The 14868-nt window shown below is 65.6% G+C and carries 12 protein-coding genes; 5 read left to right on the plus strand and 7 right to left on the minus strand.

The features are described 5' to 3' along the window. Positions 1–15: 15 nt before the first annotated feature. The 3 genes from cobJ to ACQP2U_RS17610 form a co-directional block, all read right to left on the minus strand. On the minus strand, positions 16–1842 hold the full coding sequence (gene cobJ, locus ACQP2U_RS17600) for a precorrin-3B C(17)-methyltransferase (RefSeq protein WP_433715645.1): 1827 nt from the start codon (positions 1840–1842) through the stop codon (positions 16–18). After that, positions 1839–2465 carry a precorrin-8X methylmutase gene (locus tag ACQP2U_RS17605; RefSeq protein ID WP_397038544.1) on the minus strand — a complete coding sequence of 209 codons (627 nt, stop codon included), beginning with the start codon at positions 2463–2465 and terminating at the stop codon, positions 1839–1841. The genes cobJ and ACQP2U_RS17605 overlap by 4 nt, the downstream gene beginning before the upstream one ends. Before the next feature lie 103 nt (positions 2466–2568). Continuing rightward, positions 2569–3006 (minus strand): Lrp/AsnC family transcriptional regulator, encoded by a 438-nt coding sequence (locus ACQP2U_RS17610; protein ID WP_397038543.1) that lies wholly within the window; start codon positions 3004–3006, stop codon positions 2569–2571. A gap of 138 nt (positions 3007–3144) precedes the next feature. On the opposite strand from ACQP2U_RS17610, the gene ddaH reads away from it, so the two are divergent. Further along, positions 3145–4017 carry a dimethylargininase gene (ddaH, locus tag ACQP2U_RS17615; protein WP_433715646.1) on the plus strand — a complete coding sequence of 291 codons (873 nt, stop codon included), beginning with the start codon at positions 3145–3147 and terminating at the stop codon, positions 4015–4017. 15 nt (positions 4018–4032) lie between these two features. Here ddaH and ACQP2U_RS17620 read toward each other — a convergent pair whose 3' ends face one another. Both ACQP2U_RS17620 and cobG read right to left on the minus strand, forming a co-directional pair. After that, the gene (locus ACQP2U_RS17620) at positions 4033–4584 is read right to left on the minus strand and encodes a hypothetical protein (protein ID WP_433715647.1); all 552 of its coding nucleotides are present in this window, start codon (positions 4582–4584) and stop codon (positions 4033–4035) included. 280 nt (positions 4585–4864) lie between these two features. Further along, on the minus strand, positions 4865–6079 hold the full coding sequence (cobG, locus tag ACQP2U_RS17625; protein ID WP_433715648.1) for a precorrin-3B synthase: 1215 nt from the start codon (positions 6077–6079) through the stop codon (positions 4865–4867). 466 nt (positions 6080–6545) lie between these two features. Between cobG and ACQP2U_RS17630 the strand changes: the two genes are divergently transcribed. The 3 genes from ACQP2U_RS17630 to ACQP2U_RS17640 all read left to right on the plus strand — a co-directional run bounded on the left by ACQP2U_RS17630 (position 6546) and on the right by ACQP2U_RS17640 (position 11474). Beyond that, on the plus strand, positions 6546–6986 hold the full coding sequence (locus ACQP2U_RS17630) for a nuclear transport factor 2 family protein (protein ID WP_433715649.1): 441 nt from the start codon (positions 6546–6548) through the stop codon (positions 6984–6986). 177 nt (positions 6987–7163) lie between these two features. Continuing rightward, entirely contained in the window at positions 7164–10772 is a 3609-nt protein-coding gene (gene cobN, locus ACQP2U_RS17635; RefSeq protein WP_433715650.1) for a cobaltochelatase subunit CobN, read from the plus strand. A gap of 171 nt (positions 10773–10943) precedes the next feature. Next, positions 10944–11474, plus strand: a complete 531-nt coding sequence (locus ACQP2U_RS17640; RefSeq protein ID WP_433715651.1) for a hypothetical protein — start codon at positions 10944–10946, stop codon at positions 11472–11474. 113 nt (positions 11475–11587) lie between these two features. Here ACQP2U_RS17640 and ACQP2U_RS17645 read toward each other — a convergent pair whose 3' ends face one another. Further along, on the minus strand, positions 11588–12562 hold the full coding sequence (locus ACQP2U_RS17645; protein WP_433715652.1) for a helix-turn-helix transcriptional regulator: 975 nt from the start codon (positions 12560–12562) through the stop codon (positions 11588–11590). 111 nt (positions 12563–12673) lie between these two features. Beyond that, positions 12674–13672, minus strand: a complete 999-nt coding sequence (locus ACQP2U_RS17650) for a YeiH family protein (protein WP_433715653.1) — start codon at positions 13670–13672, stop codon at positions 12674–12676. Between the two features lie 147 nt (positions 13673–13819). On the opposite strand from ACQP2U_RS17650, the gene ACQP2U_RS17655 reads away from it, so the two are divergent. Further along, complete coding sequence (locus ACQP2U_RS17655) at positions 13820–14749, plus strand: LysR substrate-binding domain-containing protein (RefSeq protein ID WP_433715654.1); 930 nt, start codon at positions 13820–13822, stop codon at positions 14747–14749. The last annotated feature ends 119 nt before the right edge of the window (positions 14750–14868 follow it).

Below are 14868 nucleotides of genomic sequence, written 5' to 3' on the forward strand. Positions count from 1 at the left end.
CCTGCAGAATCGGAATCAGCGTTGGTAGCGGCGCGAGGTGTAGACCCTGATGCCATGGTCGGACTCGATGACGGCGGTGGTGGAGGCGCCGATGATCAGCAGTGTGCGCATATCGACCTCGGCCGGATCCAATTCGGCGAGAGTGACCACACGGACGGATTCGGTGGGTCCGCCGACATCGCGAGCGAGCACCACCGGCGTATCGGGCTTGCGATGTTCGAGCAGCACCTCACGCATCGCGGCGACCTGCCAGGTGCGTTGACTGGAGGCCGGGTTGTAGATCGCGATCGCCATATCGGCCGCGGCTACCGCCGAAAGTCGTTGCGCGACAACCTCCCACGGCTTGAGCCGATCCGAGAGCGAGATCATCGCGTAATCATGGCCGAGCGGCGCGCCGACCCGGCTGGCCACGGCATTGGCCGCGGTGAGCCCGGGCAGTACTCGCACCGGCACCCCTTGCCAGTGCGGATCGGCGGATTCCTCGAGTACCGCGGCCGCCATCGCGAAAACCCCGGGGTCACCCGAGGAGACGACAACGACCTTGGCCCCGTGCTTCGCGAGATCCAATGCCATGGCGGCACGTTCGGATTCCACCCGGTTGTCGCTGGCGTGCCTGCGCTGCCCGGGCCGTGACGGCACCCGATTGATGTAGGTCGTGTAGCCGACCAGATCGGTGGCCTCGGCGAGTGCTCGTTCGACTTCGGGCGTGGTCCAGTCGGGTGAGCCGGGGCCGAGCCCGACGACTACGACTTCGCCGGGGCCGACGGCGTCTCTGGTATCCACGCGGGCTAGTTCGGCGTCGGCCTGTTGTACCGAGCGGTGCGGATCCGGTTCTGGATTCGCGAGGCGCACGTCTGCCGCGGATTCCGCGCTGATTCCGATTGATCCGGCGTTCGTGACCGGGGTGGTCGCCGGATCGACGGAGGAATGCTGATTTCGCACCGGGTTCGGAAGGGACAGTGGAGACGTCTGCTGCGGTACGGGGACGACGGTGCGGTCCGCCGCCGATTCGTTGCTGGCGTCGATGGTTCCGTTCGACCAGGCGTTCGCGATCGGGGTGGCCGTCGTGCCGACGGCAGACTGTCGAACTTGCACCGAATTCGCAAGGGGCAGTGTGGTTGTCGGTTGGGGGCCGGGAACGAGGGTGATCGAGAAGTACGGCACGTCCGCGTCATCGACCTCATCGGCGGCGAGCACACGCTCGCGGGCGCTGCTCGCGCGTTCGATGTAGTAGGCGTCGGCGAGGCGGCCGGAATCCGAGAGTGCTCGGCGCACACCAGGATAGGTGCGGCCGAGTTTCATGATGGCGGCGGCGTCGGTGTCGCGGAGGCGGCGGGTGAGTTCGTCGGTGGGCATGGTGCCCGGCAGGACGGTCAGCACCTGCTCTCCTTCGACGAGCGGGGTGCCGAGGGCAGCCGCGGCCGCGCTCACCGAGGTGATGCCGGGGATGATCTCGGCTTCGAACCGGTCGGCCAATCGACGGTGCATGTGCATGTACGAGCTGTAGAACAGCGGATCGCCCGCGGCGAGCAGCGCGACGGACCGGCCTGCCACCAGGTGCGTGGCCAGGCGTTCGGCGGCCTGCTCATAGAACTCGTCGATGGCGCCCTGATAGCCGCCGGGGTGGTCGGTCGTCTCGGTGGTCACCGGGTAGATCAGGTGTTCTTCGAGTTGGCCAGCGCGCATGTACGGCGCGGCGATGCCGCGCGAGATGCTGCGGCCATGGCGTGCGCTGTGGAAGGCGATGACATCGGCTTCGGCGATCACCCGCGCCGCCTTCACCGTCACCAGCTCCGGATCTCCGGGGCCGAGTCCGACACCCCACAACTTGCCGCTGCTCATTCCTGTTCGCTCGCAATCGCATTCAGTGCCGACGCGGTAATGGCGCTGCCACCGCGCCGCCCACGCACCGTCAGATATTCGATCCCGCCGAATTCGATCAGCGCGTCCTTGGATTCGGCAGCCCCGACGAAGCCGACCGGGATGCCCAGGATGGCAGCGGGTCGCGGCGCACCCGCTTCGATCATGTCGAGCAGATGGAACAGCGCCGTCGGTGCGTTCCCGATGGCGACTACCGCGCCCTCGAGGCGATCACGCCACAACTCCAGCGCCGCGGCCGACCGCGTATTGCCCATTGCCGCAGCCAGTTCCGGCACCCGCGAATCGCCGAGGGTGCAGATCACATCATTGTCGGCAGGCAACCGCTTGCGCGTCACACCGGACGCGACCATCTGCGCATCACAAAGAATAGGAGCCCCCGCGCGCAGCCCGCTTCGCGCCGCCGCCACCACACCAGGCGAAAACGCCACGTCCCCCGCCAGATCCACCTGCCCGCAGCCATGAATCATCCGCACCACAACCTGCGCCACATCCGGCGGAAACCCACTCAGATCCGCCTCCGCCCGAATCATCGCAAACGACCGCCGATAGATCTCGGCCCCATCAGTGACGTAAACAGCGGACATGCCCCCCACCATATGAGCCCTTCCTCCCCACCCCCGCTGCGGGTCGAGAATGCGATGGTGGCGGAAACGTCGAGAGGGTCTGCGTGGATGCGTTCTCGGCGGATCAGGTGCGGGGACGTTCGAGGATTCGGGACATGACTATGGAGCTGCGAGTGCGGCCTACTCGGGTGTTTTCGCGGATGCGTTCTACGGTGGATTCGATTTCGGCCATGTCGGTCGCCATGACGTGGACCAGGGCGTCGGCTTCGCCTGCGATGGTCCAGACGCCGACTACCTGGGGGATCGGTTCGAGGCTGCGGCGCAGTTCGGCGGGTGTGATGTTGTCGCGGTAGTAGACCTCGACGTAGGCCTCGGTGGTCCAACCGAGTGCGGCCGGGTTGACCAGTGCGGTAAAGCCGGTGATCTGGCGGCTGGCGACCATCTTGTCGACGCGCCGCTTCACCGCGGGCGCGGACAATCCGACCTTCGCGCCGATCTCCTGGAAGGAGGCGCGCGCCGACTTGAGCAGATGCGCCAGGATCTGCCGGTCGATGTTATCCACGCCACACCCACTCCCGATCGGCGCAATGATTCGCTGGATTGTCCCGGTCATGCGCAATGAATCGTTGTTTCTGGCGCAATACTAGGCGAATTACCTTCGTGTCAGTGGAATGCTCCGCGCCTACCTCCGGGAGACACGTTGACCTCTGTAGCCACCCTCCGTTTCGAGCCCGTGCGGCAGCCATCGCCACGGGAGTTCGTGATGTGCCGTCCGGATCATTTCGATGTCTGCTACTCGATTAATCCGTGGATGAATCCGCAGCAACCCGTCGATCGTGCGCTGGCGCTGTCACAGTGGGAGACACTGCGCGCGACATTCGAGCATTACGGCCATCGCATCGATGTGGTACCCGGGGAGCCCGGTCTGCCCGATATGGTTTTCGCCGCGAATAGCGGGTTGATCGTGGGTGATCGGGCGATGTCGGCGCGGTTCACCCATGCCGAGCGGGCCGCGGAAGGTCCCGCGTATCACCGCTGGTTCGCGCAGCTGGGGCTGGTGGAGTTGATCGGGGCGCAGGAAATCAATGAGGGCGAAGGTGACTTCCTGCTGGTTGGTGAGCGCATGCTGGCCGCGACCGGATTCCGGAGTTCGATTGCGGCACACCGTGAGGTCCAGCGGTACTTCGATCTGCCGGTGGTTTCGCTCGAACTGGTCGATCCGCGCTTCTATCACCTGGATACAGCGCTGATGGTCCTCGATGACATGAATGTCGCGTACTTCGCGCCCGCCTTCAGTGCTGCGAGTCAGGCGATACTGGCCGAGCTCTATCCGGATGCCATCCTCGCCACCGTTGATGATGCGGTGGTTCTCGGACTGAACGGCGTCTCCGATGGGCTGAATGTCTTCATCAGCAGCCGCGCCGACAACCTGGCTTCGGAGTTGCGTGCGCAGGGGTACAACCCGGTGGGCGTCGATCTGTCGGAGTTGTTGAAGGCCGGTGGTGGGGTGAAGTGCTGCACGTTGGAGATTCACGAGGATCCACGGAGTGCGCCGACCGCGGTCGCTTCATAATCGCGAGCATCGCTGTTAGAACGGCAGTTCGGTGCGCCAACCGCTGACGCCCGGTTCGGCCAACGGATGGACTTCGGCGACGAATTCGAACAGCAGGAGTGCGCCGCTGATCTGTAGCAGGGCGAGGGGGATTTCCCCGACGCAGGCGATCACGATGGAGAACCAGACATCGCGTGAGTTGGCGGTCGTGATGTCGAACCAGGCATCCACGAGCAACAACAGGCCGGTACCGAATGCGGGCAGCATCAGCTGCTGCTTGCGTTGCCAGCCGAGATAGGCGGTCGTCGCCATCATGATGACCAGCAGGATGTCGAACCCGACCCAGGTCAGCGTCCAATTACGCGCCTGATAATCGGGCGGCAGCGACACCGCGAGATACACGATCCACGGAATCAACGCGATGGACCCACCCACCATCAGCGTCAACCGCACCCGCCGATGAATCCGCACCACCTCCGGCCGCGGCAATACCCGCTCCGGCGGCAACTGCAATCGCCGAATCAACTCTCGCCGCTCCTGCGCCGACATCGCGTCGATCTCCGCGTCACCCAGCCGCCCGACCGTCATCGGAACACTCCTCCCACGAGTCAACCGCTGCCCTCACCGTGCCACGGGCCGTGCCCGAGAGCCAGATCGCCTGGGCTATTTGCGGCAAACGCTCGGTCCACTTGCCATGCGCGATACGCGACACGGTGTGCTGGCATCGTTCGCGCGGTGTCCTTGATCGGTCCGCTTGCGGCATGGATTTCAGCCGGTACCGAACCAAGGCGGCGCCGGATGGTCGGCCTGCGGACGGCGGCCCGATATGGTGGGCCCGAACTTCCTGCGGTCGCTCGCTGGGCCGATGTCAGCCGATGCGGTAACCGTTTTCGGTGGCGACGATATCGGTGACCGGGCCGCGGGGGCGGCCGCAGCGACGTTCACAGCCGGACCAATGTTGGCGGCCCGAGACCGTGACGTCGTCAGCGCTGTGAACTTCGATGGTCGCACCGAGATCTGCTGCCCCGCTGGAATCGCTCTCCGCGGCGGGCCGGTCGTCAGGGGCCAGTACCCGGCCGGATTCGACCGCGGCAGTGGCGTCCGCGCGGACATCGGTGAGCGCTTTTGCGCAGCCGGGTCGGCCTGCGCAGGCGCTGACCTGGAGCCAAGGGGAGTTGGCGTCGAAGATCAGGCCCATGGGGGCCAGTACGCGGACGACCTGTTCGGCGGGCCATTCCGCTAGATCGGTGACCACCAGGCTGCGCCAGGGGGTGATGAAGATCGGGCGTTCGATGGCGGCGATGAATTCGGCGATGCGGGCGGGTAGGGAGCCGAGGCGAACGGCCGCGCCGAGGCTGACCAGACCGTTGTCCTGGTCGAGCCATCCGATCGGAATATCATGGGAGGCATCGAATTCCAGACGTTCGGTGCCGGGGGACAAGCCGAGGATTTCGATCACTCGCCGCACACCGTCATCGACTTCGTGCAGCCGCCATTGACCCGAACCGAGGTCGAGGAAGGCGAGCGCCGCGGCCAGCATCAGCTGGACCGCGTCGGCCGCGGATACTCGGATGCCGGAATCACCACCGGCCAGCACGAGTGCGAATTCGTCGGCGTCCGTGGCGTGTACGCCGATATCACCGCCGAGGCCGCTGATGTCGCCGCGACCGTCGTCGAGGGTGAACAACACGCGGCCGGGCAGTTCGGCCAGCCGCGGCGCGGCGCGCAATCCCGTGTCCAGCGCCGGAACGAGCGCATGTACATCCGCCCAGCCACCGACCCGTCCCGACAGCGGCGACGCGACGATATTGCGCACCCGCTCATGCGTCTCGCTCGGCAACAGCCCAGCGCCGGCCAACCGCTCGCTCAACGCAGCCGCATCACGCACCTGTCGCAATTGCACATTGCCCCGCGAGGTCAGCTCGATATTCCCATCGCCGAGCTCGACGGCGGCCTCGGCCAAAACCTGCAACTGCCCCGGTTCCAGCCGCCCACCAGGCAGCCGAATCCGAGCCAACGGCCCATCGGCCGCCTGATGCAGCCGCAGCACACCGGGACAGGAATCGGGATTTGTACGCGTCATGACCCATCCAGCCTACGACCCTGCGGCCGCGTAACCAGTGACGGCTGTGGCGCGTGCTCGCCGACGGGGTCAGTCGCGAAGTCCGGCGACGGCTGTGGCGCGTGCCCGCCGGCGGGGTCAGTCGTGAAATCCAGCGACGGCAGTGACGCTTGTCCACCGAGTCCACCGAGTCCACCGAGTCCACCGAGACTGTCGAGTCCACCGAGACCGTCGAATCGCGAATGCCGCGCAATCGGCGCTATGTCCGCTCGGCTGTGACCGTCGCATCGTCCTGGGGAGGCGTCACCGCCCGAGCGCGCTTTGATCAGTGGGAGAGGCGCTGGCCGCACGAGAAGACATCCGAGCCTGGCAGCTCACCGCCAAGACAGTACCGATCTCCGATGCCTTGCACTGACGCTCGGGCGCATCCGGACGATAGCGACCGACCAGTCGGCGTCGCCCTCGCCCCACCATTAAGGTTGGCGGAATGAGTGAAATCTCCACCGTTGCCGACCGACTCGCGATCATCGATGTTGTCACGAGGATGTTCGTCTACACAGATCAGAAGCGCTGGGATGACCTGCTCGCGGAGGTGTTCACCCCGAAGGTCGACTTCGATGGTGGCTTCGGCGGCGGGGTGGCGGTGCGACCTGCGACCGATATCGTCGGCGATTGGCGCACGGGCCTGGCCGACCTCGACGGTGTCCATCATCAGGCGGGCAACTACCTGGTCGACCTGCAGGGCGACCACGCCGAAATCCACGCCGACGCCATCGCGGTACACGTGAAAAACGATGCGTCCCATGGCAAGACGCGCACCTTCGTCGGCAGCTACAGCATCGGTGCCGAGCGCAGCGCCGCGGGCTGGCGGGTCGACAAATTCCACTACCGCCTGAAGGTGATCGACGGAAACGCCGACCTGACCTGAACGCCGAGTAGCTGACCGTCGACGAGCAGCGCGCAGCGGCGGGCTAGCATCTGGTTGCTCGGCGGGTGATGAGGAAACCGGTGGAACTCCGGTGCGGTCGCGCCACTGTCGAAAGCCAGACCCTCTCCGGCGAGCACCGTAACCGATGGGCGCGTCACCCGAGGAAGGCTGCCACCTGTGATTTTGCTGCTGTCGACGTCCGACACCGATCTGTTGAGCGCGCGTGCGAGCGGTGCGGGATATCGGTGGGGAAATCCGGCTCGACTGTTGCTCGAGGACCTGCCCGCGCTGCTCGACGGCGTCGATCTGGTGCTCGTGCGGATCCTGGGTGGCAAGCGCGCCTGGGAGGACGGGCTCGCGGCCGTGCGCGCCAGCGCAGTGCCGATGGTGGCGCTCGGCGGTGAGATCGCACCCGACGCAGAGCTGATGGAATGCTCGACGGTGCCCGGCGGTGTGGCCGCCGACGCGCACAACTACCTCGCGGCCGGTGGTGCGGAAAACCTCCGTCAGCTGCACAATTTCCTCTCGGATACAGTGCTGCTCACCGGACACGGTTTCGAACCGCCCGTACAACTGCCGAGTTGGGGCGAGTTGGAGCGCACACCGAGCGCAACGGCCGAGCATTCCCCGACTGTGGCTGTAATCTATTACCGCGCACAGCATCTCGCCGGAAACACCGCCTACATCGAAGCCCTCTGCATGGCAATCGAAAACGCGGGTGCGAAAGCCTTGCCGCTGTACTGCGCGTCCCTGCGCACAGCCGAGCCGGAACTCCTCGACACATTGCGCACCGCAGACGCACTCGTGGTAACCGTGCTCGCCGCGGGCGGCACGAAGCCCGCCAATGCATCGGCCGGCGGTGATGACGAGGCTTGGGATGTCGCGGCCCTCGCCGAATTGGATGTGCCGATCCTGCAGGGCCTGTGCCTCACCAGCGGCCGCGCCCAATGGGAGGCCAACGACGACGGGCTCTCCCCGCTCGACGTCGCCACCCAGGTCGCCGTCCCGGAGTTCGACGGCCGTATCATCACGGTTCCGTTCTCCTTCAAGGAATTCGACGCCGACGGCCTGTCCACCTACGTGCCCGATCCCGAGCGCGCGGCCCGGGTCGCCGGCATCGCGGTCCGGCACGCACGGCTGCGCCACATCCCGGCCGAACGGCGCCGCATCGCCATCATGATGTCGGCCTATCCGACCAAGCATGCGCGCATCGGCAACGCCGTCGGCCTGGACACTCCCGCCAGCGCGATCCGGCTCCTCACCGAGATGTCCGCGGCCGGCTACGATCTCGGCGACGAGAACGAGGTCCCTGGCCTCGCCGAACGCGACGGAGACGCGCTGATCCACGCCCTGATCGCCGCGGGCGGTCAGGATCCGGACTGGCTCACCGCCGAACAGCTCGAAGGCAATCCGATCCGCATCAGTGCCGACCAATACAGCAGCTGGTTCGGCACCCTCCCCGAGGATCTGCGTGAAGCGGTCATCGAGGCGTGGGGACCGCCGCCCGGTGAACTCTACGTGGACCGCTCCGCCGACCCGAGGGGCGAAATCGTCATCGCCGCATTGCGTTTCGGCAATATCGTGCTGATGGTACAGCCGCCGCGCGGCTTCGGCGAGAACCCGGTTGCCATCTACCACGACCCGGATCTGCCGCCCAGTCACCACTACCTCGCGGCCTACCGATGGATCTCCGCGCCCGAGGGATTCGCCGCCGACGCCATGGTGCACCTCGGCAAGCACGGCAACCTGGAATGGTTACCCGGCAAAACCCTCGGCATGTCCGCCTCCTGCGGCACCGACGCCGCGCTCGGTGAGTTGCCGCTGATCTACCCGTTCCTGGTCAACGATCCGGGCGAGGGCACCCAGGCCAAGCGCCGCGCGCACGCCACCCTTGTCGACCATCTCATCCCGCCCATGGCCCGTGCCGAAAGCTATGGCGATATCTCGCGTTTGGAGCAGTTGCTCGACGAACACGCCAATATTTCCACCCTCGACCCGGCCAAACTGCCCGCCATCCGCCAGCAGATCTGGACACTCATGCGTGCGGCCGAAATGGACCACGACCTGGGCCTGGCCGAACGGCCGGACGAGGATGTCTTCGACGATATGCTGCTGCACGTCGATGGCTGGCTGTGCGAGATCAAGGATGTGCAGATCCGCGACGGTCTGCACATCCTCGGGCAGGCGCCAGCGGGGGAGACCGAACTCGACTTGGTCCTCGCCATGCTGCGCGCGCGGCAATTGTGGGGTGGTGAGCGGAATGTGCCAGGTCTGCGGGAAGCCTTGGGGCTGAATGAATCCGGAACCGAGGTGCGCGAACGGGTCGATGCGGTGGAAACCCAGGCACGTGGGCTGCTCGCCGCACTGCAAGCCGCCGACTGGTCCGCGGACGCCGTCGACGGAATTGTCGACTCATTGACCGCACCTGCGACCGACCCGACGTTCCTCGCGGTGCGAACCGTGCTGCGCTTCGCTGCGACCGAAGTCGTACCCCGACTGCGCCAGACCGGTATCGAGATCGACCGAATCCTGCACGCGCTCAATGGCGGTTTCATTCCTGCCGGGCCGAGTGGATCGCCATTGCGCGGGCTGATCAATGTGCTGCCGACCGGTCGGAATTTCTACTCGGTCGATCCGAAGGCGGTCCCGTCACGACTGGCCTGGGAGACCGGGCAGGCCATGGCGGATTCCCTGCTCGATCGGTACAAGGCCGATCACGGTGAATATCCGCGCTCGGTCGGGCTGTCGGTGTGGGGCACCTCCGCTATGCGCACCTCCGGCGATGACATCGCCGAAGTTCTTGCGCTGCTGGGTGTCCGCCCGGTCTGGGATGAGGCGAGCCGCCGCGTCAGCACTCTCGAGGTGATATCGTTGGCCGAACTCGGCCGCCCGCGCATCGACGTCACGGTCCGCATCAGCGGTTTCTTCCGCGACGCGTTCCCGCATGTGCTCGCACTGCTCGACGACGCGGTCCGCCTGGTCGCCGACCTCGATGAGCCCGCCGAGTCGAATTACGTTCGCGCCCATGCCCAGAACGACCTCGCCGAACACGGCGACGAGCGCCGCGCCACCACCCGCATCTTCGGCTCCAAACCCGGCACCTACGGCGCGGGCCTACTGCAACTGATCGACTCCAAGAGTTGGCGAACCGACGACGACCTCGCGCAGGTGTACACGGCGTGGGGCGGCTTCGCCTACGGTCGCGACCTCGACGGCGTACCCGCCGCCGACGATATGCGCACCGCATATCGACGGATCACGGTGGCCGCCAAGAACACCGACACCCGCGAACACGATATCGCCGACTCCGACGATTACTTCCAGTACCACGGCGGCATGGTCGCCACCGTGCGCGCGCTGACCGGTAAGAATCCGCAGGCCTACATCGGCGACAGCACTCGTCCCGATGCCGTACGCACCCGCACGCTCTCGGAGGAGACCTCGCGCGTCTTCCGTGCCCGAGTGGTGAATCCGCGCTGGCTAGAGGCGATGCGCCGCCACGGCTACAAGGGCGCCTTCGAAATGGCGGCCACCGTCGACTATCTGTTCGGCTACGACGCCACCACCAATGTAGTGGCCGACTGGATGTACGAGAAGCTGTCGGAGAGTTACGTTTTCGATGACGTGAACCGCAAGTTCATGGAACAGTCCAACCCGTGGGCGCTGCACGGCATTGCCGAGCGGCTGCTGGAGGCGGCGCAACGGGAGTTGTGGGAGCATCCGGAGCAGGCAACACTGGACCGATTGCGGCAGATCTACCTGGAGACCGAGGGTGAACTGGAATAGCTGAAAAAGCAATACCCCAGTTCCTTGGGTATTTCCAATTATTTGATCTTGCAACATATTTCGATTTCATGATTTCCGCGACGCCGAGTGTGTCGAGAGCGCATGATGATTGATGTCCGATGTCCGTTTCTCGGAAACATCGATCGAATCGGCTGGATGATTGGAAACACAATGAAGATCAAAAAGTTGGTAGCGACAACGGTTTTGACCGTTGCCGCGACAGGCATCACCGCGGCCACCGCCTACGGCTCACCCGAAGTATCGTCGGAAACAGTCCTCAACGGCGTGGACCACGGCATCCAATACACCGCGGCGGTGGCGACGGACCGCTCCGATGCGACCATCACACTGGCCTCGGGCAAGTTCGTCCTGACGCCCGATGCGGGCATCACGGTACTCGCGCCCGACGGGTCCGTGGTCGCCACCGTGCCGACCACACTGCAGACAGTGGCGGGTCAGCAGGTGCAGGTCACTCCCGAAGTCGATGCCGCGGCAACGACATTGACGCTGACGCCGGTCAATGCTCCGGCGCCGCAATCGGCCCCGCTGCAGTTCATCGGTGATGCGGGCACCACGGTCGCGGGTGTGTTGATCGGATGCGCCGTCGGCGCGCTGATCGGATTGCTCTTCTTTATCGTCGGATTCCTGCCCGGATGTGTCATCGGCGGAATCATCGGCGGTATCGCAGGTGCCAATCAATAGTGAGGTAAATCGAGCTGTTTGATTAAGCCTCGAGCGGGTACTCCCGGCCGGGCAATCCGGAGAATTTGTCCGGCCGGGGTTGCCGCTCACCGAAATTCGGGACACATCGCATGTCAATTTCCACCCGCCGCTTTGCGAAACCGCTCGGCAGTTGTGCGCAGGTGCGAGGCGAGTTCGGGTGCGTCCAGGACTTCGAAATCGACATCGAGTAGTCCGAGATACAACGTCAGCGTATGTGGCGTGTCCGAACCGACCTGGATCACACAGTGATTCGGACCATCGGGTTCGACTGTCACGGCGGCCGGTAGCCGGGTACGCACAGCGGTAGCCGGAGCCGCCACCCGCACCTTGGCGCGGTAGCGCCACGTCGCCGCACCGACGCCGCGCTGTATCCGCTCGGCCACTTCGGTTTCGGGGACGCTGCGCGGGGTGAAGCGTGCACCGTTCGGTGTCCGTGGCGTCATCCGGTCGACACGGAAGGTGCGCCAGTCCGCGCGCCCGACATCCCACGCCACCAGATACCAGCGGCCATTCCAATGCGCGAGCCGATGCGGCTCCACCTCACGCCGCGAGGGCGGTCGTTGTTCGATTGCGTCCGAATGGGTTTCGTAATCGAACCGCAGCCGCTCGCTCGCCCGGATCGCCCCAGCGACGGTGGTGAGCACTCCCGCGTCCACATTCGACTGTCCCGCATCCGGCACATGCACGGTGGCGGCGGTCAGCGCCCGCACCCGATGCCGTAACCGCGACGGCAGCACCTGCTCCAGCTTCGCCAGCGCCCGCACCGAAGTCTCTTCGATCCCGGTCACCGCCCCGTTCGCCGCGGTCGCCAACCCCACCGCCACCGCCACGGCCTCCTCATCATCCAAAAGCAATGGCGGCAGCGAAGACCCGGCCCCCAGCCGATACCCACCCGCCACCCCCGACGTCGCATCCACCGGATACCCCAGCCTGCGCAACCGCTCGACATCCGTACGAATAGTCCGCGTCGAAACCCCGAGCCGCTCGGCCAACGCGGGCCCAGTCCAATCCCGATGCATCTGTAGCAACGACAACAACCGCAACAACCGCGCCGAAGTCTCCAACATCCGTCGATGATCCCAGCAATCGCGGAACAAAACCTTCCGCATTCGCCAATGTCGCAACAAAGTGCGTCGGCCACTGGTACCGGGCATACGTCACGACGAATGCGGCGAATATCAGCGCCAGCCGGTAGTGGTCTGAAGTGCCAGGCTGGTCACGGCCAAGATGAGGGCGATTGCTCCGCCGAAAAGGAGCGGGCGTGGTCCGGCGATGCGGACATGTTGCCAGGTAAGGGCAGTCCCGATGGCGGCGAGTACGGCGGCGATGAGCCACGCGCTGAGGTGTCCGAGCGGTGCCGACCAGGACGCGGGCACCGCACCGAGCCCGGCGATCAGGGATGCGATCAGGAAGAGGGCGACGAACAGCGGGAAGGTCCGCCACAGTGGGGTTTTCATAGTTTCGCCGGCCTTTCGGCGAGCCAGCTGTAGGCCGAGACACATCGGAACGATCATCAGGCTGCGGACGAGTTTGACGATCACCGCGAAATGCGCTGCCGCAGGGCCGAATATCACGCCCGCCGCGAGCACCGAGGAGGTGTCGTTGATGGCGGTACCGGCCCAGAGTCCGAATGCCTCCTGGGATAGACCGAACAGGTGCCCCAGCGGTGGATACACCAGTACTGCAACGACATTGAACACGAAGATCGTGCCGAGGGCGTAGGCGACCCGGTCCTTATCCGGCTTGATGACCGCGGTGGCGGCGGCGATGGCGGAGGCACCGCAGATCGTAGTCCCGACCGCCACCAGAATCGCCGATTCCTGTTCCAGCGCAAGCATTCTGCCGATGATGACCGCGGCCACCGCGCCGACGACGATCGTTCCGATCAGCACCACCGCTGTCTGCCGTCCAACTGTCAGTACCGAGCCGAAGGGCAGCCCGAGGCCGAGCAGCACGATTGCGGCGCCGAGCAGGCGTTTGCGGGTGAGTGCCAGGCCGGGCGCGAATATCCCTGCCTCCTCGACCGATCGGCGGGCCAGCGCGCCGATCGCCGCGCCGCCGAGTAGTGCGATGACAGGTACGCCCACCATCGGCAGCGCGTTGCCGAGGATGGTTGCCGCAGTGGCGACAACGGCCGCGAGCAGGATCCCCGGAAGATTTCGGCGTAGCGACGTCACGCCTTCACGATCGTGAGCGAGTTGCTTCGCCGGTAGCCATCGGGGTGGGTGGACCTCATCAGCAGCGCTGATGAGCGACCGGGTGCGCTGGCGGCAGCGAATCGCTCCGAGTGCCGCATGCGGCGCGCCCGCCCATAATCGGACCTCATGACCCTGCCGCCCGGAACGCCCGATCTGGACGTACTCGATTTGCTGGTCTCCGTCGCGGAGCTCGGCAGCCTCGGCGCGGCCGCACGTCGGCACGGCATTACCCAACCCGCCGCGAGTATGCGGATCAGCGCGCTCGAGCGCAGGCTGCGATTGTGTCTGCTGGAGCGCGGCCCGACCGGCTCGGAACTGACCGACGCGGGGCGGGTCGTGGTCGGCCACGCGCTGCCGGTGCTCGAGGCCGCACGTTCATTTGTCGATGGGGTGACCGCATTACATGCCGCTGACGTGTCCCGGCTGCGAGTCGCCGCCTCGAAAACCATCGCCGACCATCGGATGCCGCAGTGGCTCGATGCCTTACGAGCTACCTGCCCGGATGTGGCAGTTTCCCTTGCGGTGGACAACACCCGCCAGGTGGAGGCTATGGTCCGTAGCGCCGAGGCCGATCTGGGGTTCGTCGAGGGTCCGCATCAACCGCGTGACCTCGGCAGCCGGGTGCTCGGCGCGGATGAATTGGTGGTGGTCGTCGGGCCGACGCATGCGTGGGCGACCCGTCGCAAACCGGTCGCCCTACGGGAGCTTGCGACAACTGCCTTGCTGTGGCGTGAATCGGGATCGGGCACCAGGGAAGCCGTCTGGGAAATCCTGAGCGCCGAATGCCAGCCGGCGCTGCCCGCCGCCGAACTCGGTTCCGCGGTGGCGATCATCTCGGCCGCATGCAGCGGTGTGGCGCCCGCGGTGGTGAGCAAGCTGATCGCCGCATCGGCCCTGGCGGCGGGCGCCCTCATCGAGGTGCGCTTGTCGACCCCGGTGGCCTTGACCAGAAAGTTTCGGGCCATCTGGCGGCATCAACTGCCACCGTCGGGCCCCGCCGAGATTTTGGTGAAATATGCAGCGGAGTTGGAAGCCCATCGCGCATCCAACTGGTGATACTCCGGCCGTCGCAGGAATTTGCCCAGGTAGCGGCCCTGCGCCGGTGCCGATAACTGGCGTAACCATTCGGTAATTGCGGGAAACGTCGCACGTAACGAACGGTTCGCAGCATTTGC

This window comes from Nocardia sp. CA-084685, assembly GCF_050955785.1.
GTDB lineage: Bacteria > Actinomycetota > Actinomycetes > Mycobacteriales > Mycobacteriaceae > Nocardia.